The organism is Streptomyces sp. GL_140 (genome assembly GCF_057834465.1).
Genome location: NZ_JBYQMJ010000002.1, coordinates 1 through 18671, shown reverse-complemented (window position 1 = coordinate 18671; position 18671 = coordinate 1). Strand labels below are relative to the sequence as shown.

General features: G+C 64.9%; 12 protein-coding genes and 5 pseudogenes. 9 read left to right on the top strand and 8 right to left on the bottom strand.

The window, feature by feature from the left end:
• Positions 1–1834: 1834 nt before the first annotated feature.
• Positions 1835–2389 (bottom strand): annotated as a pseudogene (locus tag AC3IYJ_RS39755) (IS6 family transposase); the annotation flags it as partial.
• Positions 2390–2796: 407 nt separating this feature from the next.
• Here AC3IYJ_RS39755 and AC3IYJ_RS39750 point away from each other — a divergent pair.
• Positions 2797–4143 (top strand): putative Ig domain-containing protein, encoded by a 1347-nt coding sequence (locus tag AC3IYJ_RS39750; RefSeq protein ID WP_489403091.1) that lies wholly within the window; start codon positions 2797–2799, stop codon positions 4141–4143.
• A gap of 175 nt (positions 4144–4318) precedes the next feature.
• Here AC3IYJ_RS39750 and AC3IYJ_RS39745 read toward each other — a convergent pair whose 3' ends face one another.
• Positions 4319–4996 (bottom strand): hypothetical protein, encoded by a 678-nt coding sequence (locus AC3IYJ_RS39745; RefSeq protein WP_489403090.1) that lies wholly within the window; start codon positions 4994–4996, stop codon positions 4319–4321.
• A 434-nt stretch (positions 4997–5430) separates the two neighbouring features.
• Here AC3IYJ_RS39745 and AC3IYJ_RS39740 point away from each other — a divergent pair, with 434 nt between their 5' ends.
• On the top strand, positions 5431–6183 hold the full coding sequence (locus AC3IYJ_RS39740; protein ID WP_489403089.1) for a hypothetical protein: 753 nt from the start codon (positions 5431–5433) through the stop codon (positions 6181–6183).
• Positions 6184–6526: 343 nt separating this feature from the next.
• On the opposite strand, the gene AC3IYJ_RS39735 is transcribed toward AC3IYJ_RS39740, so the two are convergent.
• A complete protein-coding gene (locus AC3IYJ_RS39735) occupies positions 6527–7219 on the bottom strand; it encodes a hypothetical protein (RefSeq protein ID WP_489403088.1) in 693 nt (230 codons plus the stop codon).
• Between the two features lie 200 nt (positions 7220–7419).
• Positions 7420–7655: pseudogene (locus tag AC3IYJ_RS39730) on the bottom strand (IS6 family transposase); the annotation flags it as partial.
• A gap of 68 nt (positions 7656–7723) precedes the next feature.
• Between AC3IYJ_RS39730 and AC3IYJ_RS39725 the strand changes: the two are divergent.
• The 4 genes and pseudogenes from AC3IYJ_RS39725 to AC3IYJ_RS39710 form a co-directional block, all read left to right on the top strand.
• Entirely contained in the window at positions 7724–7894 is a 171-nt protein-coding gene (locus tag AC3IYJ_RS39725; RefSeq protein ID WP_489403087.1) for a hypothetical protein, read from the top strand.
• 36 nt (positions 7895–7930) lie between these two features.
• Complete coding sequence (locus AC3IYJ_RS39720; protein ID WP_489403086.1) at positions 7931–8395, top strand: hypothetical protein; 465 nt, start codon at positions 7931–7933, stop codon at positions 8393–8395.
• A 453-nt stretch (positions 8396–8848) separates the two neighbouring features.
• Positions 8849–9121, top strand: a complete 273-nt coding sequence (locus AC3IYJ_RS39715) for a hypothetical protein (protein ID WP_489403085.1) — start codon at positions 8849–8851, stop codon at positions 9119–9121.
• Positions 9118–10180 (top strand): annotated as a pseudogene (locus tag AC3IYJ_RS39710) (Mu transposase domain-containing protein); the annotation flags it as partial. The gene AC3IYJ_RS39715 and the pseudogene AC3IYJ_RS39710, both read left to right, overlap by 4 nt.
• Before the next feature lie 65 nt (positions 10181–10245).
• Here the strand turns inward: AC3IYJ_RS39710 and AC3IYJ_RS39705 are convergent.
• Positions 10246–11319: a hypothetical protein gene (locus tag AC3IYJ_RS39705; RefSeq protein WP_489403084.1), complete on the bottom strand. Its 1074-nt coding sequence runs from the start codon at positions 11317–11319 to the stop codon at positions 10246–10248.
• 1182 nt (positions 11320–12501) lie between these two features.
• Between AC3IYJ_RS39705 and AC3IYJ_RS39700 the strand changes: the two are divergent.
• Positions 12502–13131: pseudogene (locus tag AC3IYJ_RS39700) on the top strand (transposase); the annotation flags it as partial.
• 152 nt (positions 13132–13283) lie between these two features.
• On the opposite strand, the gene AC3IYJ_RS39695 reads toward AC3IYJ_RS39700, so the two are convergent.
• Positions 13284–13634 (bottom strand): hypothetical protein, encoded by a 351-nt coding sequence (locus AC3IYJ_RS39695; RefSeq protein ID WP_489403083.1) that lies wholly within the window; start codon positions 13632–13634, stop codon positions 13284–13286.
• A 1443-nt stretch (positions 13635–15077) separates the two neighbouring features.
• The gene (locus AC3IYJ_RS39690) at positions 15078–15272 is read right to left on the bottom strand and encodes a hypothetical protein (protein ID WP_489403082.1); all 195 of its coding nucleotides are present in this window, start codon (positions 15270–15272) and stop codon (positions 15078–15080) included.
• 399 nt (positions 15273–15671) lie between these two features.
• On the opposite strand from AC3IYJ_RS39690, the pseudogene AC3IYJ_RS39685 reads away from it, so the two are divergent.
• Positions 15672–16393: pseudogene (locus AC3IYJ_RS39685) on the top strand (IS6 family transposase).
• Between the two features lie 309 nt (positions 16394–16702).
• Here AC3IYJ_RS39685 and AC3IYJ_RS39680 read toward each other — a convergent pair.
• Positions 16703–17511 (bottom strand): IS5 family transposase gene (locus tag AC3IYJ_RS39680; protein WP_489398952.1). Its coding sequence is split into 2 segments (ribosomal slippage): positions 16703–17163 and positions 17163–17511, totalling 810 coding nucleotides; the frame shifts between segments, so codons are not numbered across the junction.
• 435 nt (positions 17512–17946) lie between these two features.
• On the opposite strand from AC3IYJ_RS39680, the gene AC3IYJ_RS39675 reads away from it, so the two are divergent.
• Positions 17947–18671: radical SAM protein (locus AC3IYJ_RS39675; RefSeq protein ID WP_489403081.1), on the top strand; the 725-nt coding region annotated here is incomplete at its 3' end.

Genomic DNA, 18671 nt, shown 5'->3' with positions numbered 1-18671 from the left:
GACTGATTCCTCCGGGACCATCCGTCCCAGTATCAAGCTGCCCAGCCGGCAGGGGTAACCTCAAAGCGATAGCCCGGGTACGACGGTTCCTGCGCCGAGGCCACGATCCGTCCTCCCACCAGCAGCGATCCACCTGGTGGTCATGCCGGACAGAAGGCTCGCACCCAACCTGACCGCGCCGTTCCAGCGCCTTCGCGCGGTCGCCGAGGTCCAGGTCCCGGAGGGAACGGCCAGGCCCTCGGGCAACGCGCCCCCGAGCGGCGGGCGTCCTCGCTCACCACCACCACCCCCGCAGCGGGAGCGGGCGCCGGAGCCGGAGCGGACGGCGGCCCGGGCACACACCGAACACCTCCCCGACGGCACCGAGCACCGCACCGGCGTCTGGGTCGCCGACCAGAAAGCCCGCCGCGACCAACTCGACACCGCCCAGCTGCACGCGCTCGCCGAGCTGGGCATCGACTGGACCTGGCCAGTGGCCCGGTCGGCTGTTGGGGCCGCACCGGGAATGCCGGTGCGGCTCGCGCCGATGTTGATGGTCGGCAGGTCTTCGCTGTCAGGCGTGAAGAACGCCTCAAAGCATTTCGATTCCCGGACCAGCCCAGCCGTAGGCGCCCAACGCCCAACGCCCAGCGACCTCACCGGTCCCCACAGCCGACCGGATCCTGTTCGCCGACATTCACCCGCAGAGCGCTTCACCTGACCGCAGCGCTAGAGAGGCACGCCTCGACTGTCTCCACCCCGACCAACTGGCCACGCTCGCCGAGCTCGGAGTCGAGTGGGTGCCAATCGCCCCCTGGCGTGCCCACCGAGGTTAGAGAGTGTTGATGCTGTAGTTGCCGTTGAGGGTGGCGATCCCTGGGCCTCCTGGCAAACACCGGGTCAGGTCGGGGACGTATGCAGCTACGCCGATGACGGTCGCACCGGGAAATTTTCCTGAGGTTACGGGGCCTGAGTCGGTGACAGTGAGGGTTCCCAGGAAGTAGTTGGCCAAGAATGTTGAATTGTATGTTGTGTTCTCACTGGTGTTGTAGGTGATTGTCAGAGGCCCAGGTGCAGGAGCCGTGTTGAGGAGGCTGGTACAGGACCGGGTTCCGGTGTGAACGGAGGTTGCGATGTGTGCACTCGTGATGGCGGGGTCGCTGGAAGTGCAGTTCGGGAAGGTGTTGGTGGACGTGATGGTGACCGTCTGCGCCGTGTTGGTCAGAGGGGGCGAGAATGTGAGTGTCGAGTTCCCGATCCCGATACAGCTGAGATCTCCGACTGCAGCTGACGAATTCTGGGGGAAGGCAAGGACAGCAACAGCCAATGATCCAGCCACCGCTGTACGCCCCAGGCAGGCTAGAAAACTCATTTTGGTCCCCTTTCAGTAGATGGTGTCCTGTCAGGTGGTGTAGGGGATCAAGGCGCCGGGATCCGCAGGCCACCTGGGCGAGGTCTCCTGATGCCGCCGATGATGATGGTGTTGCGCTGAGACCGAAAGAGAACACAAGGGCGATCAGGCATTCGACTCGCGGAAGGGCGGAGTGTCTGATGTTCAGGGTGTGAATCCCCGATTTGTACGAATGTGATGGTGAGGGCGGCATATCCGGCACCCTCCACGGAGGGGATGCCCGGGCCGAGAAGGGCCTAAACTCGCCATGCTGATTTGGGCGTTGGCCGAGTGTTTGCGCTCGCACTGCGTGTGGCTGTACGGCGTTGTCACTTCGTCGGCGGCGTGGTCGGTTGATGGTGTGTCAGGACGTGCCGGGGCCGGGAGGGGGCCGTGGTTGTGGGTGTGGCGGGCATGCTGGTGGCGCCGGTGATGTGGTTCCAGACAGTGAAGCGGAGGTTCATTTCGAATCATCGCGCGTTCACGCTGCCTGGTGGGCTGGTGTGAGTTTTCCGCCCGGTTGTTCAACCCCTTGTGGGAGCGGTGCTCGACCGAGGGCATCACCTCGCGGTGGGCGGCGCCGTAGGAACGGAGCTTGTCCGTGACGATCACCCGGGGCACCTGCCCGGTGCTCTTGAGAAGTCTGCGGAAGAGCCTCTTGGCGGCCTTCGCGTCGCGCTTGCCGGTCACGAGGATGTCCAGCACTTTCCCGTCCTGGTCCACCGCGCGCGATGACTGACTTCGGCGCCTCGAGGTGATTGGCTTGTTCGTGTAGTCGGCTGTCGGTCATCTGAGCGCATGCCGTTGGTATGCGCTATGGGGATGGGGGCGGGTTGACGGCGGGCGCAGCCTGGCGGCGTAGGCGGGCCCGAACCGTTCGCACCACAGCCGGATCGCCTCGTACGTCACCTCGATGCCGCGCTCAAGCATCAGCTCTTCGGCGTCGCGCAGGCTCAGGCTGAACCGGTGGTGCAGCCACACGCAGTGGCCACAGGGATGATCCACATCAGTGTCAGTCACAGAGCTCTACCGGAAACCGCACTCAGGAGAGGAATGACAATGGCGGACGTTCAAGTCACCCTTAAAGCCGGCAAAAGAAGCAACGAATGCTCAGCAGCGGCCACAGGCCGGCTAATTCACACCATCACCGACGATGAACCCTTCCGCTGGGAGCTCGAGCGACAGCTGTAGTTCAGCCTCGGCGATGTCGCCGGAGTGGCGGCCGAGGCGTACGGCGGCGATTCGCCAGTCCGGTTACCGGGACACACCAGACCCATGCGACAACAACGTCGCATCAGCTGTCCCGCGATCTGCAACAGCAGGCATCGACGGCAACAGAACGGGTAGAAACGGCGTGTTGTTGGGAGATTCGCGGCGAGGAGCCTCGTCGATCATCTCCCGAAGTCCTGTAGTGCAAAGGAGTCATCGTGGTGAAGATTCGTCAATACAGGAACCGGTCAGGAAGATGCAGCATGCATGCTCGGCCACGATTCCGGCATCTGAGGCAGGGGGCACGGATCGCGCTCGCCGGGGCGCTGCTCGTCGGTGGCGTTGTGGTCTCGGGGTATCCGGCGGCGGCTGCGGCGTCCGACTGTGCGAACTTGGCCGCCTGTTACAACAATGATGGAATCAGTCCGGATGGTAGCCCGGCACTGGGGGACTTTGACGCCAGCGGCAACAGCTATTCCGCGGAGGCGTTGACAGCCGCTGGCGCCGGGTCCGGGGCGAGCATCGATTCGTCGGGGATGCGGTTCACGTTCCCCAACTTGGACAGCGGCGACAACAACACCGTGGCCCAGGGGCAGACTGTCGCTCTTTCCGGGACCGCCGGCAAGCTGGGGTTCTTGGTATCGGGCACTCATGGAGCGGCAACGGGAACTGGAACTATTACCTACACTGACGGTTCCACTCAGGGCTACGTGCTCAACGCGCCTGACTGGGTGGACGCAACCCCACCGGCCGGCGGGGCCGTGGCCGTCGACTCCGACCACAGAAACGGGCCGGAGGCGTCCTTCCGGGTCCACATCTTTTCAGAGGTCGTCTCCCTCACCCCAGGTAAGGGTCTTGCTTCGGTCACCCTGCCCGCGGGCGGGCCGCTGACACCGACCAGTCCCGCCCTGCATATTTTCGCCATCTCCAGCGTTACCACCAGCAACGCCGTGACGGTCACCAATCCGGGTGACCAGAATTCTACGGCAGGTACGCCGGTCAGCCTGCAGATGCAGGCCTCGGACTCCGCCCCCGGGCAGACTCTCACCTACAGCGCCAGCGGCCTGCCGGCGGGCCTGTCCATCAACCCCGGCACCGGACTGATCTCCGGCACCTCCACAACCCTGACCACCTCCACCGTCACAGTCACCGCCACCGACACCGCCGGTGCCACCGGATCAGCCACCTTCTCCTGGACTGTCGCCGCACCTACATGCCGAGTTATCTACGGCCAGTATCAGTACTTCCCACCCCTGGCCGGTGCCCTGTTTTATAAGGCCAACATCTGGATCACCAATATCGGTAATTCGGCGGTCCCCGGTCACTGGAACCTGAAGTTCACCTTCAACGAAGAAAGGACCATCGTTCGCAGTTATCCGAATGGCTACGCCGTCTCCCCGAGGAAAGGCAGGGATGTGACTGTCACCGAAAGCAATGGCATCGGCATCAACCCCGGCAGCACTGTTAAATTCGCCATCTACACCTACGGGGCGGACACCAGTAGTTTCGCTCCCCCCAACACTTTCACCCTCAACGGAGCCACCTGCGTAGACAACATCCCCTGAACCCGGATCCACCACGGCTGATGTCTGTGGATAGTCCTTCCGGAAACGAATAGATGGCATTGTCAGGTTAAGCGCTCATTTCATGGGCATGACAGGAAGCCTTCCGGTGGACTGGGCCGGAAGCGCCGCCATGGCGAGAGGTCTTGGTTTCCACCGAGCGTTGTGGCGGAGGATTTCATGGCGCGACCACGACATATTCGCCAACCTGACAGTGCCCTCCCACAGGATCATCCGGCGGCGAAGCCGGGCGGTGGGGATCGGGGCGAGGATCCAGCGCGAGCGGCGCCCAGGCGTCGTCGATGAGTTCCGCGTGGTTCAGTACGACACCGGGCCGGTTGTGGAAGCGGCGGGTGAGGATCATTCGGTTGCACCGGACCGTGATGCCGTCAGTGTCCCTCACCGGGTTGGCCCAGCTGCTCTCCTTTCCGGTAGCGGGGTCGACCCGGGTGAGGAAGGTGCCTTTGTGGCTGTACCACGCATGCCAGGGGGAGTACACGACGGCGTTGCTCTCCCAGGCTCCGTCCTTGCCCTGGCGGGTGCGGCTCGACGTCAGCAGGAACCGGGCCCATGAGAGGAGAACCAGACGATTGGTCGACCCGTCTATGCCCGTCACGGTTGTACGGCGCTCCATCCCGTCCGTGACCGCAACCAGTACGCCGTCACACGGCGCCGGTAGGCGCCAGCCGATCCATCCCTTGATGTACGGGGAACCGTGCAGGTCTCGTTCTTGGACCAGGATCACTGCGAGTTCGTCGTCCGGTCCGACGCTCCACCAGAGGGCTCGCCATCCAGCTTGGACGTCCTCGGGGGAGAGGCTCCATACGATGGGCAGTTCGCCAATTGTCATCGGCATGCCCGCGGCTGGCGAGGCGCATGGCGTCGCCACCGTCGCCGCCGGCAACGTCGAGTATGCGCAATGGCCCGCCGCCCAGGCCGTCGAGATGACGGGCCAGGTTCGCCTCGGCGATCGCGCAGCGCAGGCGGCCCCAGGGGGCGTGCGGGCACGGTGCGCTGTACGACGCGCTCAACCGTGGCCGCATCGACGCCGGGCGGCTGCGGCGGGCCCTGGCGGCCGTGGCTGAACCCGCCTTGCTGGACCGCACCGCGTTCGCCGAGGCCGCCCTCGGGTCCCCGCCGAACAGGACGCCGATCCGACGGGTGCCTGCGACGCCCCAAGACTGAGCGCTGATCTGGCATGCGGGGACATCCGAATAGGCGGAAGAGGGCGAGTGCGCTCCTCAGTCTCGCTACGCTTCGCCAACCGCAAGTTCACAACCAGGGGGCATCGTGCGCCACCGCATTCTCGCGGCCGTCGCCGTACTCGCCACTGCCACCGCGTGCGCCGCCCCATTCGGGAGCAAGGCCGCCAACGCGAAGCCTTCGGCCACAGCAACGCAGGAAGTTCCCTCTCCGAGCCCGACGCCGTCGGGCCCTGTACCCACGCCCAGCGCGTCGTCGGCCCCCACACCGGTCACGCCAAGGCTCACACCGGTCACGATCGACGACTGGCGCTACGGGTACGCATGGCGTGGCTACTCTACTGACGTCAAGGGTTCCGGGGGCCGGTACGACAAGCCCGGCGAGGTTCACGTGACGCTGACGGTGCAGATGACCGTCACCGACGACCGCCGCCCTGAAATCCCATCTCCGAACAGTCTGTGGGTGGGTCACAACTACGGCTTCTCCTTCTTCGTCAAACCGTCGAAGTTCCCCGAATGCCTTCCCCTTGAAGGTGTTGGCCTGTGCGAGCTGTCCTCCGGCCCGTTCTACAGCGGCTGTGAGGAACTGCGTAACGACAGCGACGGAACCGACTTCCCGCCGAACGGCCGACTGATCATGAGCTGCCGGATGGAGGCTCCGCTCCCAGAATCGGTGAAGCCCAGTGATTTCAAGGTTGGTGTCTACTACGACGAATGCTGCGAGTCAGACGCGAAGCACAGGGTGTGGCTGCCGTTCCAAGACTTGCCGGCGCCGCCGAAGAGCGAGCCGGAGCCTGGGCCGAAGTCAGGACAAGCGTCGTCACGCGCTGTCTACCTGTAGCACGAAGGCCAAGTGACATCCGAGCCCGTGCGCCCGCTGTGCCACGTCAACTCGGCCGGTGCCGCATCACCCGACATCGCGGTCAAGACCGGCCAGGGCCTCGCCGGTTGGTGACGAGGATGTCCAGGAAGGTTGCCGTGGACACCGATGGCAACGTCCGTCTGGAACCACATCGCCGGTGCGCCCGGCCTGCCCGTCACAGCCTGAACAACAGACCGCCAGCGCCTCGCCACGCCCTCAGGCGATCACGCCCCCGACAACGTGACAGCACCGTTCAGACCGCCGAATAGGGTGACAGTGCCCCGTCTCCGGTGCTGCCCGTTGGGCAGCACCGGAGCAGCCTTCAGCCCGGGACGTTGAAGCTGACCGTGGCAGGCTTGGAGATGCGGCTCCCGTGGACAGCGACCACGGTCACTGTGTGACTACCCTTCGGCCAGGGGCCGAGCGCGGGATCGCGGACGAAGTTCCATTTCAGCTTCGGGCTGATCTGGACGTTGCTGGCAATCGGGATCTTGCCTTCGGTGGCCTGGATGACGGTTCCCTTGTCGACGGGAAAGGGGACACTGCCGGTGAAGTACGGGGCGGCGGTGGTCGCATTTTCAGCCGGAGTCTCGATGACCGGCTGGTCCACCACGGTGAAAGTCACCTTGGCGGGAGCCGACGGGACGCCGGCGCTGTTGATGGCCGTAACGGTCACCGTGTGGGTAGCGGTTACCCACGGGACGCCGGCGTCGAAGATCCAGGATCCGTCCCCGGCCACCGGAACACCATTGGCGATGACATTGGAGCCTTCAGTGGCATGGATGGTCGTTCCTACCGGGGCCTTGCCGGTGAAGTCCGGCCGGTCACCCGTCTGCTGCTTGTTCCGCGGCGTCACGATCTCCGGCGTGGCCGGGGGATCATCGTCCTGTGCGCCGGTAGCCGTCGGGCCCTGCGCCGCGGAAGCATCCTGAGAAATCATGCCAGCTGACGGACCCTTCGATGCCCACTCAGGCACCTGCCCATCGGAAACCGGCCCGCCAATGTTGCTCGTCATACCATTCACTCCCTTGCCTTTACGAAAGAGACCCCGACTCCGCCCAGGAGAGACGACCGGGTGCGACTTCTTCACCCACTCATATGTCGCCACCCGCGCCATCCCCCTCGGGGTTTTGGAGGGTGCTGTCACGTTGTCGGGGGCGTGATCGTTTGAGGGTAGGGAGAGGCCGTCGGCGGTCTGTTGTTCAGGCTGTGGCGGCTGGCGGTCATGAGGTGGCGTCCGGGGTGGAAGTGGGGTGAGATTCCGGTGAACGCGGACAGGAACCGCTGCGCGGAGCCGGGGTTGCAGAATCCTTTCATCGCGCGTTGAGCCCCTTGTTGGGAGCGGTGTTCGACCGAGGGCATCACCTCACGCAGGGCGCGGCGCCGTAGGAGCGGAGCTTGTCGGTGACGACCACCCGGGGCACCTGCCAGGTGGTGGTGAGGAGCCGGCGGGAGCACTTATCGGGTGGGCGGATAGTCGACTTGCCGACTAAAGGCGCTACAACTGCACCAGAATTCGATGGCGAACGGTCTGTTCTCCCACGCGAAATGGCGGCATCTGCGCCACACCGCGACCTGGGGCGCGCGGGCCCAGCAGGACTACACGGGTGATCCGAGTGTGCGACTTGAGAGGTACACGGACCAGTACGCCGGTCTGATCTTCGACGGCGCCTCGGCGCTTAGCGTGTAACTACGTCCGAACGATAAAGACAGGAAGTACACGCACATGGGTGCCAAGACAGTCGCCTTAATCACCGCGGGAGTCGTCGGAGCATGTGTCGCCGGAGCGTTTGCGACGGTGGCCTTGGCGGAATGGCCGCTGCACAGGCCCGCGCATGAGGAGTACCAATTCGAGACAGGGGCCGAGGCCAAAGAGGCCCGTACCTCATTCCCGAGCTGGGTTCCCGACACCGCGTCCTCGATCACCTACGCGATGAAGCCGTCCAGCGGCGAGCAGCTGATGAAGGCCACCCTGAAGGACGGGAAACTTCCCCCCGCATGCAAGCCGGTCAAGAACAATAACGCACCCGCCCCGAAACTCGAGGCAACGTGGTTCCCCAAGGAGACGACCGGTAAGGTCGTCGCCCGCTGCGACCTGTACTACGCCTACACCGACGGCATCACCCTGTACTCCTGGCAAAACACTGACAAGCATGGGACGAGCACGGAGGAGAAAGCCTCGACGAACTGACCCTCAGTCGCCCGAGCGAACCGCCGCCACACACCAGCACACGATCCCGCACGACCTCGACGAACCAATTGATGCAGAGCTCCCGTGAGACCGCGAGCCGTACGACGCCTTGTCAAGCCCCGGGCTTCGTGGATGGCCGGTTGCAGTACCCGGACTGGGCTCCCACCGGCAGGCGACAACGAGCTTACGACCGAAGATCAACTACGTCATCAAGACCTCCGAATCTGCTGGGCGTGTGAAAGATCGAAGCTAACGCCGTCTCACAGATTCGAAAGTGAAGCCCATAAAGCGCAAAATGCACACGATAGCCGGGAACCAGAAGAGTGCCGGCATCCCTGCGAGTGAGAATATGCCACTCCCGATCAGACCTCCCATGAGGACCGTTCGTCGTTCGTGTGCCTCCTCCAGTGTCTCCTGGCCTTCGAGGTCGAACGGGTCCGGAGCGCCGGGAGGTTGGAGGGCCTGTTCTACGAGGAGTACGAGGTCGACTGTCCCGTGTGTGAGTCGACGCTCTTCATTGCGCTCGGCGATCATGGCACGTTTGCTTCGGCCGGTGACTATGTGACGGCGGACCCGGTCAAGACGGCACTGCTGCCCGCCGATCCGGCTGCCCTCGGCTCGTTGCCCGCGCGCTTGCACCGCATGGCGACGGAGGCTGGCCACGAGGAGGTCGCGCGCGGGCTGACGCGTCTATTCGGTCGGGCGACGTGCCCGGACTGTGTGTGAAGAACAGCAGGGAGATTATGGAAATCCTTGAGGCATACGACCTCACGGGGAGTTACCGCGCTGCGGCCGAGCTGGCCGGGTGCGACCATCACACGGTGGCCCGGTATGTGCAGATGCGTGAGGCCGGCGAGCGACCGGTCGCGAGGCAGCACCGGGCCCGGCCGATTGACGAGTACCTCGCGAAGATCGAGGAACTGGTGACGAACTCCCGCGGCAAGGTACGCGCCGACATCGTGCACCGGCAGATCACCGCGATGGGCTTCACCGGCGGGGAACGAACCACCCGCCGCGCGGCCGTCGATCGCCGAGCCAGGATTGTGGATGCAGTGGGACTGGGGCGAGGGCCCCAAGATCGGCGGACGTCGTACTTCCCTGTGGTGCGTGTGGCTGTCATGGTTGCGGTTCCGGGTCGTGATCCCGGTGTTCGACAAGGCGCTGCCCACGATCGTGGCCTGCCTGGACGCGACGCTGCGGCGGATCGGTGGGGTTCCTACCTACGCTCTGACCGACAACGAGAAGACCGTCACCGCCACCCACATCGCGAACTTCGCGGTCCGCAACCCCGACATCGTCGAGGTCGGTCGGCATTACGGGACGACGATCCGTACCTGTCTGCCGGCCGACCCCGAGTCGAAGGGCGGTTCGGAGGCCACCGTCCGGATCGCGAAGGCCGACCTGGTGCCCACCGACGCCAATCTCCTCGATCAGTACGCGACCTTCGGGCAGCTGGAGGCGGCATGCCGGCAGTTCTGCGACGACGTCAACGACCGCGTCCACCGCGAGACGCGCCGCAAGCCCGCCGAGATGCTCCTCGAGGAACGGGCCCGGCTGCACCGGCTGCCGAAGGAGCCCTTCACCGTCGCGTTCGGCACCACCCGACGGGTCTGCTGGGACGCGACCATCTCCGTCGAGGGCGTGCGCTACTCGGTCCCGCAGGAGCTGATCGACACCCGGGTCTGGGCTCGTTTCCACGGCGACGAACTCATCGTCACCTCTGTCGCCGAGGTCGGCCCGGCCGAGGTCGCAGCCGGCCTGCGCGAGGTCTCCTACGCACCTGTACACGCCTGCTGGACATCCTGGGCAGGGCCTGACCTGCACAGCCAATTGATCACGACGACTATGAATCAGCTCTGAGCGACGGTGAAGGTGACGGTGGCTGGGGTGGAGATGTTGGTGCCGTGGACGGCGGTGACGGTGACGGTGTGGGTGCCGGGGGTCCAGGGTCCGGCTTTGGGGGCGCGGTCGAAGATCCAGGTCCGGTCGGCCTTGATCGGGATGTTGTCGGCGATGACCGTTGACCCTTCGGTGGCGCGGATGTAGGTGCCCTGGTCGACGGGGGCGGGGACGGTGCCGGTGAAGTCGGGCCGGACACCGGTGGTGCCGCCGTTCTTCGGGGTGGTGATGACCGGGGTCCGGGGGTCGACGACGGTGAACGTCACCGTGGCCGGGGCGGAGATGTTGGTGCCGTGGACGGCGGTGACGGTGACGGTGTGGGTGCCGGGGGTCCAGGGTCCGGCTTTGGGGGCGCGGTCGAAGATCCAGGTCCGGTCGGCCTTGATCGGGATGTTGTCGGCGATGACCGTCGATCCTTCGGTGGCGCGGATGTAGGTGCCCTGGTCGACGGGGGCGGGGACGGTGCCGGTGAAGTCGGGCCGGACACCGGTGGTGCCGCCGTTCTTCGGGGTGGTGATGACCGGGGTCCGGGGGTCGACGACGGTGAACGTCACCGTGGCCGGGGCGGAGATGTTGGTGCCGTGGACGGCGGTGACGGTGACGGTGTGGGTGCCGGGGGTCCAGGGTCCGGCTTTGGGGGCGCGGTCGAAGATCCAGGTCCGGTCGGCCTTGATCGGGATGTTGTCGGCGATGACCGTCGATCCTTCGGTGGCGCGGATGTAGGTGCCCTGGTCGACGGGGGCGGGGACGGTGCCGGTGAAGTCGGGCCGGTCACCGGTGGTGCTGCCGTTCTTCGGGGTGGTGATGACCGGGGTCTGGGGCCGGCTGCTGCTGGCCATGACGTTGACGGGGGTGGACGGGGAGGCCACATTGCCGATGGTGAAGGCCAGCTGTGTCGTCCCCACCGGCGCCTTCGCATCAGCCGTCACCGCCACCCACAGCGAGACGTACGTCCCGTTCCCACCGAGCCCCGCCTGCGTCAGATCGACCTGGGAAGCGGTCAGCGTCTGCCCGTCGCCAGACACAGTGGCGTCAAAGTTGGTGATTACGCCGGTCACTGGATTCGTCACCGAAACCAAATATGTGGGCTGCGGCTGGAACTTGAGAAGCGCACCCGCCGGAAGCTTCACCGTCACATCCAGCGGCGGGACCTGTCCAGCCACCTGTACACCCGGATGTCCGGGTGCCCCGGCAGGCACAAGCGTCACATTCGGCGGACCACCCGGAACCACGGAAAACCCTGGGTATTTGTCGTCGGGAGTCCATCCGGTAAGGTGCCCCTTGGGTAGGGTTCCCTGAATGCTGACCCGTCCTGTCGCGTCAATCATGGCAGCCAATTCTCGCATGTCCCACTGAATTTCATGGATGACGCTTTCTACGTCCGGGAACTGCTGCGCGGCTGCAGCCAGATCGGTATTGAATTCAGAGGATGCGGATTGGAGTTTCTGGACAGCCGCCTGGTTGAGGTGGATGTTGAAGTTGTTGCCCGATTTATCGAATACGATGTCAAGTGCCATTGTAGGGTTCCTTTCTATTTCGTGTCTCGTGACCCTGTCGGCGTAATTTCTGGTCGTTTGTTCTGTGTCGGGGAGGCGATCGGCCGGATGCTGATCCGGTCTTCTCGGCGGCTGCTTGCGTCCTTGAGGCCTTTCGTCGCGTACTTCCGTAGATTCTCCTCGTTTGCGGAAAATCCCAGACGTGCGGCTGGGATTCTCCGGGTGGGCGGAGTCCTTCTATCGCGAAGTGGATGGTTTCTTTCGTTATAGCGACTGGCTGGAATTGCGCTTCCAGGATTAATGCGCCGCTACTTCCGATATCTTCACGTCCAGTAACGCATGTTCTAACGTTCCACGGTCACCAGAAATTCATTCACCTTGACCTGGAACTGTTCTTCCGTGAAATTGCTGTAGCTGTCTGGTATGTGCCGAACTCCATTCGCGTGGCCAGCTTTTCCGGATGTCCGGGAACGGTGGCTCCCGCGGAAGTCTCCTCGTAGCCCGCACACCTGCCCCCTTGTATGTCTTCCTTCCCCTTCTTCCCCTCGCCCTTCCCGGGGCTGATTCATAGTTGGTTGATCATGTTCCGTTGCAGGTCAGGGGCAGTCCGAGCGGAATTGTCACGTTGTCCGGGTGGGGTGGGATGATCTCCGGGTTGTCCGTCCGGGAGGAAGCCCGTTGTGTCGTCCGTGGTGCGGAGGGTGTACACCAGGTGGCCCGGCCGCCCTGCGCAAAGCCAGCCGCTGCAGACTCGTCGAGCTCATCCGGCCCAGGGCTCCGCGGATGGCCCAGCGGCTGATCGATGACGTCTTCGACGCCCTCGACGAGCAGACCGTCGTCGTTCCCGGCACGGGCACACTCGACATCGTGGTCCCGTCCCTGGCCGCCTCGCTCGCCACGGTCCACGACCAGCGCCGGGCACTCGAAGCCCAGATCAGCAGCCTGCTGGAGGCCCACCCTCTTCACCTGGTCCTGACCTCGATGCCCGGAGCCGGAGTCAGGACCGCCGCCGTCCATGCCACCGTCGAGGACCACATCCGGTGCGGCAGGATCACCGGTTTCGGCCGCTTCCCCTCCCGCCGCTTCGCGATCAACTCGGCCTGGCTCGAACTCAGCCTCGCGGCGATCGGCCTGCTGGCCTGGATGCGGGTCCTGTTGCTGGACGGGGAGCTGGCGGCTGCCGAGCCGAAGAAGCTCCGATACCGGCTGCTGGATGTCACCGTCCGCCGCACCCGGGGCGGTTGGCGACTGCGCTTGCGGATATCGCAGACCTGGCTCTGGAGACACGAATTGGCCATGGTCTTCCACCGCCTCGCTGTACTGCCCCGTCCTGGCGGCTGACCGGCAGCCCCTCGTCCGCCCACGACCCAAAAGACCTTGGAGAATCCGACCGCCGCGCCAGGCCTCATCCCTGCCCAAACACCGAAATCGCGTCGATCCCCCCAACCGCTGCTGATCAGCGACACCGCCTTCCCCCAACCGAAACGGCGGGGTTAGTTGATGCCCTGGACGTTGATGGGGTTGGAGTTGGGGTGCTGGGCGCCGACGGTGAATGCCAGGCTTGTGGTGCCCGCCTGAGCAGTCCCACCGGCCGCTACCTCGACCCACATGACAGAGACTGCACCCGCTTGGGGGAGTGCCGGGTCGATGTTGTGGAACGTCAGGGTCTGGCTGTCGGGTAACAGGACCCCCGGATAAGTGGTCGTGTTGTAGGAGCCGTCCGCCACGGTCAGCAGGTGTGCGGGGCCCTTCTCGACAACGAAGTACACGTCCCGCCCCGCGGGGAGACTGACCGAGACGTCCTGCGGAGCAACCGCGCCCGTCCCGGTGTTTTCCAGGATCACCCACGGACGCCCCGGCTTCGCACCCGGCGTCAGACTCACTTCCTGCGGCCCGGGTGAGACGGTGAACCCACTGTGATCACTGCTGTCGGGGTTTTCAACTTTCTCAGACATTGTTTTCACCTTATCGATGCGGAAGGGATGTGCCAGGGCTCGTACCCGGCGTTACTTCCCTTCTCTGTCGGGTGGTGCCTGGTACCCCTCGCTGCGAGCTCCGGCAGTAAGGACGGCTGTCTTGAACGGGGTTTCCAGGCCCCGGGCGAACGGCGAGAAGTGGCCCCACCTCTCGAACGGGCGGCCGACATGTCCCCCGGGCCCCTGACGGCCTCTTTCTCGCTGGCTGCGCTTGTGCGCGGGCCACCTACCGGCCCGGCAGTAGAACGCCTGGCGGAGCCACTTCTCACCGTTGGGGCGGGGCCTACGAACCCCGTCGCAGTAAGGACGGCGTTGCGCTGTGGTCGGGTAGTCGGGGATCGGCAGTGGTCTCCGGCTGCTCGACCGCACCGGTCTCTTTGCTGGCGGGCCGTACGCCGGCATCGGCTTGGGTTCTTCGGTGGCTGGCCCTGAGGGACGCGCCGGTGCTGTATGGCTGGTCGTGCCAGGAGTCAGTGCGCGGAGGGGCATCGTTGTGAGCAGTGACGTGGGCTGGGGCCTCACCCGCTGAAGGTGCGCAGACACGTGCGGCGGGCCCGTTGCCCGGGGTCTTCCGGGGCGGGCGGGGGTCCTGATGCCTGGCGTGCTCCGCTTCTCCGGGGCTGTCTCCGGAGGGCGGTTGCGGGGTGCGTCGTTGTCGGCGGGGGTGCTTCTTTGCGGCAGGAGTCGTTGACTGGTACTGCGGAGTGGCAGGTGGGACCGGGCTCACGAGCTGCTGCCCTTCGCTTGTCCAGGTGGGGGGTTCGCGGATGTTTGCGGGGTTGAAGGGGTGTTGTTCGTGGGCTGGTGGGCGGGTGTGGTTCCGGGGTGGGGTCGGGTGGTGTTGCCGGGGGTGTGGGTCGTGATGGTCTGCGGGTTTTTGTGGGTGGTGGTTCGGCGGGCCCGGTTGTCTGGTCTGGTGGGGGTTTTGCTTTTCTGGCTTAGCTAAAGGGAACCTTTTGATTTGCTGATCAATGGCGGTGTTCCTTCTCGGGGTGATCGGCTGAATTGCCGTACATATGCGCGAGCGGAACGGCACGGCGGATGAGTTGAATTCGGCGGTCTGGGCACGTAGAACTGTGGCAGCAGGGCCTCTTGGCGTTACTCGGGAAAGATGCGCATTCCCGAGCTGCCAGGAGGCCCTGCGTCCATGTGCCGGCCGACCGGAGAGCGCTCGTGCGGGAGTGTGTACGGTCTGCACTCTCTGGGATCGGTTGGAGGTACGGCTTTTCAATATGTTACGAATCCAGGCAGGGCCGGTTCACGAAATGGCTCTGACTGTACATTCTTTACTTTCCGAAAGGCCTGCCGGCGTTACGCCGAAGGCTTCAGGAAGTTCTTCAGGAATCCCTTTCCGTCACCGGCTAGGTATCCCTTCAGAAATGCCTGCCCGCCGGGGCCGTTCAGGTATGCGTTCAGGAAGTTCTGTCCGGCGGAGCTGCCTAACCACTCCTTCAGGTAATCCTGATTCGCGGATTCGTTGAAGTAGTTCTCTTTGGGGTTGTTCATTTCTGCTCCTGTTGTGTGTATTGGTCGGTGTGTTGTTAGCGTGCTCGCTGTGCCGGTAGGCTTAGCGGCTTTCGCCTCCTTGCTTTAAGTAGGTGAGCGGGTCTGAGCCCTCTCGACTGAACGGGTGAGTCACAGAGAGTGCTGATTTTGGCTTTTCAAGGTGAGGATGGTGGGAGGTCGGGGGTGAGGCTGGTTCCGGCGGGGAAGCTGTTGAGAACGTGGGGGGTGTACCGGAGCCGTTTGAGCGGTTTCGGGCGACGGCTTCGAGCCGGTCGAGGGAGAGGTTGGCGAGGCTGCGTTTGACGTGGGCGTGGGCCCATGGGAACTCGAGGCACTGTCACGTTGTCCGGGCGTCTGGGATGATCTTCGGGTTGGCCGTGTCCGGGGTGGGTGGGATTCGTGTCGTCTGTGGTGCCGTCGTACGCGAAGCGCCGGTACCCGGTCGAGGTGATCTCGCACTGTGTGTGGCTGTACTTCCGCTTCCCGCTCAGCTTCCGTGAGGTGGAGGAGATGATGCTCGAGCGGGGCGTCGTCGATCTCCTACGAGAGCATCCGGCGCTGGTGTCTGAAGTTTCGGCCAGTCCTACGCCGACGCGCTGCGCCGGCGGCGCCCGCAGCCGGGCGACAAATGGCACCTGGACGAGGTGTTCATCAAGGTCAACGGGGAGCAGAGGTTTTTGTGGCGGGCCGTCGATCAGGACGGCAACGTCCTGGACATCCTGGTGCAGAACCGGCGCGGCAGAGCCGCTGCCAGGCGTTTCCTCCGTCGGCTTCTCAGCACCACCGGGCAGGTGCCCCGGGTGATGGTCACCGACAAACTGAGGTCGTACGGGGCTGCGCACCGTGAGGTGATGCCGTCGGTCGAGCACCGCTCGCACAAGGGGTTGAACAACCGGGCGGAGAACTCTCACCAGCCGGCGAGGCAGCGGGAACGTGCGATGAAAGGATTCCGCAGCCCAGGCTCCGCGCAGCGGTTCCTGTCCGCGTTCACCGGGATCTCACCCCACTTCAGGCCTCACCGGCACCGCGTGACCGCCCGCCGCCACCGCCTCGAAATGATGATCCGCTTCACCATCTGGAACCACATCACCGGAGCCGTCGGCATGCCCGCTGCCGCCTGAGCAACCGGCCGCCAACGGCCCTCCCTACCCTCAGCCGATCACACCCCCGACAACGTGACAGCACCGGGCGGAGTGCTCCTGCGGCTGGAGGGGAGTCCTTCGGCTCCTGGACTGGGCCGCGATCGGCGAAGTCCCCTTCCACCTCTGGGAGGCGGGAAGTGACAGCGCGGCGGAGTGCCTGGATGACTGGGACCGGCACATCGTGACCGTGGAGGCCATCGGCGGTCCGGTTGCCGTCGGAACTGGAGATCCGGCTGAAGAACGTCTTGCGGGCGATTGCGGATCTGGCCCGCGACTTTAGAAGTCATCTCATTTGGTCAGTCTGCGGTAGCAGATGAGGGTGCAGGCGATGCTGGTGAAGGCGAGGAAGTGTTCGGCCTTGCGTTCGTAGCGGCGGTGCAGGCGTCGGCAGCCGGCGAGCCAGGACATGGTCCTTTCGACCACCCATCTGTGGCGGCCGAGCCGTTGTGAGGACTCGATGCCTCTGCGGGCGATGCGGTGTCTGATGCCGCGTCCGCGTAACCATCGTCGCAGGTGGGCGTAGTCGTAGCCCTTGTCCGCGTGGAGCTTGCCGGGCTTGCGTCGTCGGCGTCCGCGGCGGGATCGGATGGGCGGTATGCCGCGGACAAGGGGCTCGAGAGCCTGGCTGTCGTGCAGGTTCGCGCCCGAGATCGCGACGGACAGGGGCAGACCGGTCCGCTCGGTGATCAAGTGGATCTTCGAGCCGAACTTGCCCCGATCCACAGGATTCGGACCTGTCAGATCCCCCTTTTCAGGGCCCTCATGTTCACCGAGTCGATCGCGCAGCGGGACCAGTCGAGTTCACCGCGGACGCCGAGTTCGTCGAGGACCAGCCGGTGGAGCTTGGCCCACACCCGGGCCTCGCTCCACTCGGAGAATCGTCGGTGGGCTGTCGCCCCCGAGGGGCCGAACGATGCCTTGGGAAGCTGCTGCCAGGTACAACCCGACGTCGCGACGAACACGATCGCGGCCAGTACTTCACGGTCACCATGCCGGCGCCGCCCACCGCCCTGAGGCCGCGACGGCGCGTCCGGCACCACCCGCTGGAACAGCTCCCACAGCTCGTCCGGCACCAGCCGTTCAACGATCCCCACCATGGCCGACAGTCTACCCGCGAAGCCCAAATGAGATGACTTCTTAGGCCAGCAGCGCGCAAAGCAGACCGGACCTTGCGCGCCATACCGTGTACTGGCCCGCCCATGATGCGCGTGGCCAGGACCTCGATGCGGTGGCCGCGGCCCTGGGTCTGGCTGCCGTGACGACCTGCAAGGTGCTCTCGCGGTACGGCGGCTGGAGCCGCGACGGACGACCGCGCGGCTTTTGTGGGGCCCCTCGCGCCGGCCGAACCATCAGCCGAGGCGGTGCCCTGCCCCATCCTCTCTCCGCATTCCAAAAGCCCCGAGGGGGATGGCGTGGGCGGTGACATAAGACCGGGCGAAGAAGTTGCATCCGGTTGTTGTCTCCCGCGGGCAGAGCCGGGGTCTCATGAATGGCTTATCCAGCCCCTTGGTCTGAAAGGCAGGGCCGATCTGATGAAGTCGCGCCGCGTTCTTCCGCTGCTGTCCGTACAGGGCAACGGCACAGTCGCTCCCTCGCCGGTCGTGGTTGAGCGGCTGCACTCGCTGCCGCTCCAGACGGTTGACGACATCCGTGAAGCCTTCCCCGGCATCCCCATCGAGGAAATCCGTGCTGAGACGTACTTCCAGAACCTGCGGGTGCTGACCACGGCCACGTGCGCGATGCGCTGCGGTTATCCGGGCGAGAGCACCATGTGGTGCCATAACGAGGGCATGGAGCGCAACGGGCTGAGCGACGCCGACCTGGAGCAGACCCGCCGCTTGGTCGGCCAGTTCCGGCGCGAACGCGGTATCACCCAAGTCACCCTGGCCGGACTCGAACCACGGCTGAACGACGACTTCGTACGGTTCATCGCCGGGATGCGGGCGGACGGCATCGATGAAATCACGCTCGTCAGCCACGGCCTGAAGCTGCTGGATTGGCTCCCCCGGCTCCACGCTGCGGGCCTGTCCGGTCTCGTGCTGTCGGTACAGGCCTTCGAGCGGCAGGCCTACACCGACATCATGGGTCTGGACGCCTTCCAGAACGTCCTGGCCGTGATCGATCTGGCCGACACCATCGGGCTACCGGTCACGGTCAACCGGGTGCTGCTCAAGGGGTTCCACGAGGACATTCCCGCCTTCCTCGACTGGATCGACCGGCGCCAGTTCCGCGTGCGCCTCTACGACGTGATGTGGAT

Bases quoted from the DNA above. Each gene is read 5' to 3' on its own strand.
- AC3IYJ_RS39720 (WP_489403086.1), top strand. From the start codon at position 7,931: ATGGGTGCCAAGACAGTCGCCTTAATCACCGCGGGAGTCGTCGGAGCA.
- AC3IYJ_RS39735 (WP_489403088.1), bottom strand. From the start codon at position 7,219: ATGACGAGCAACATTGGCGGGCCGGTTTCCGATGGGCAGGTGCCTGAG.
- AC3IYJ_RS39745 (WP_489403090.1), bottom strand. From the start codon at position 4,996: ATGCCGATGACAATTGGCGAACTGCCCATCGTATGGAGCCTCTCCCCC.
- AC3IYJ_RS39690 (WP_489403082.1), bottom strand. From the start codon at position 15,272: ATGAACAACCCCAAAGAGAACTACTTCAACGAATCCGCGAATCAGGAT.
- AC3IYJ_RS39725 (WP_489403087.1), top strand. From the start codon at position 7,724: ATGGCGAACGGTCTGTTCTCCCACGCGAAATGGCGGCATCTGCGCCAC.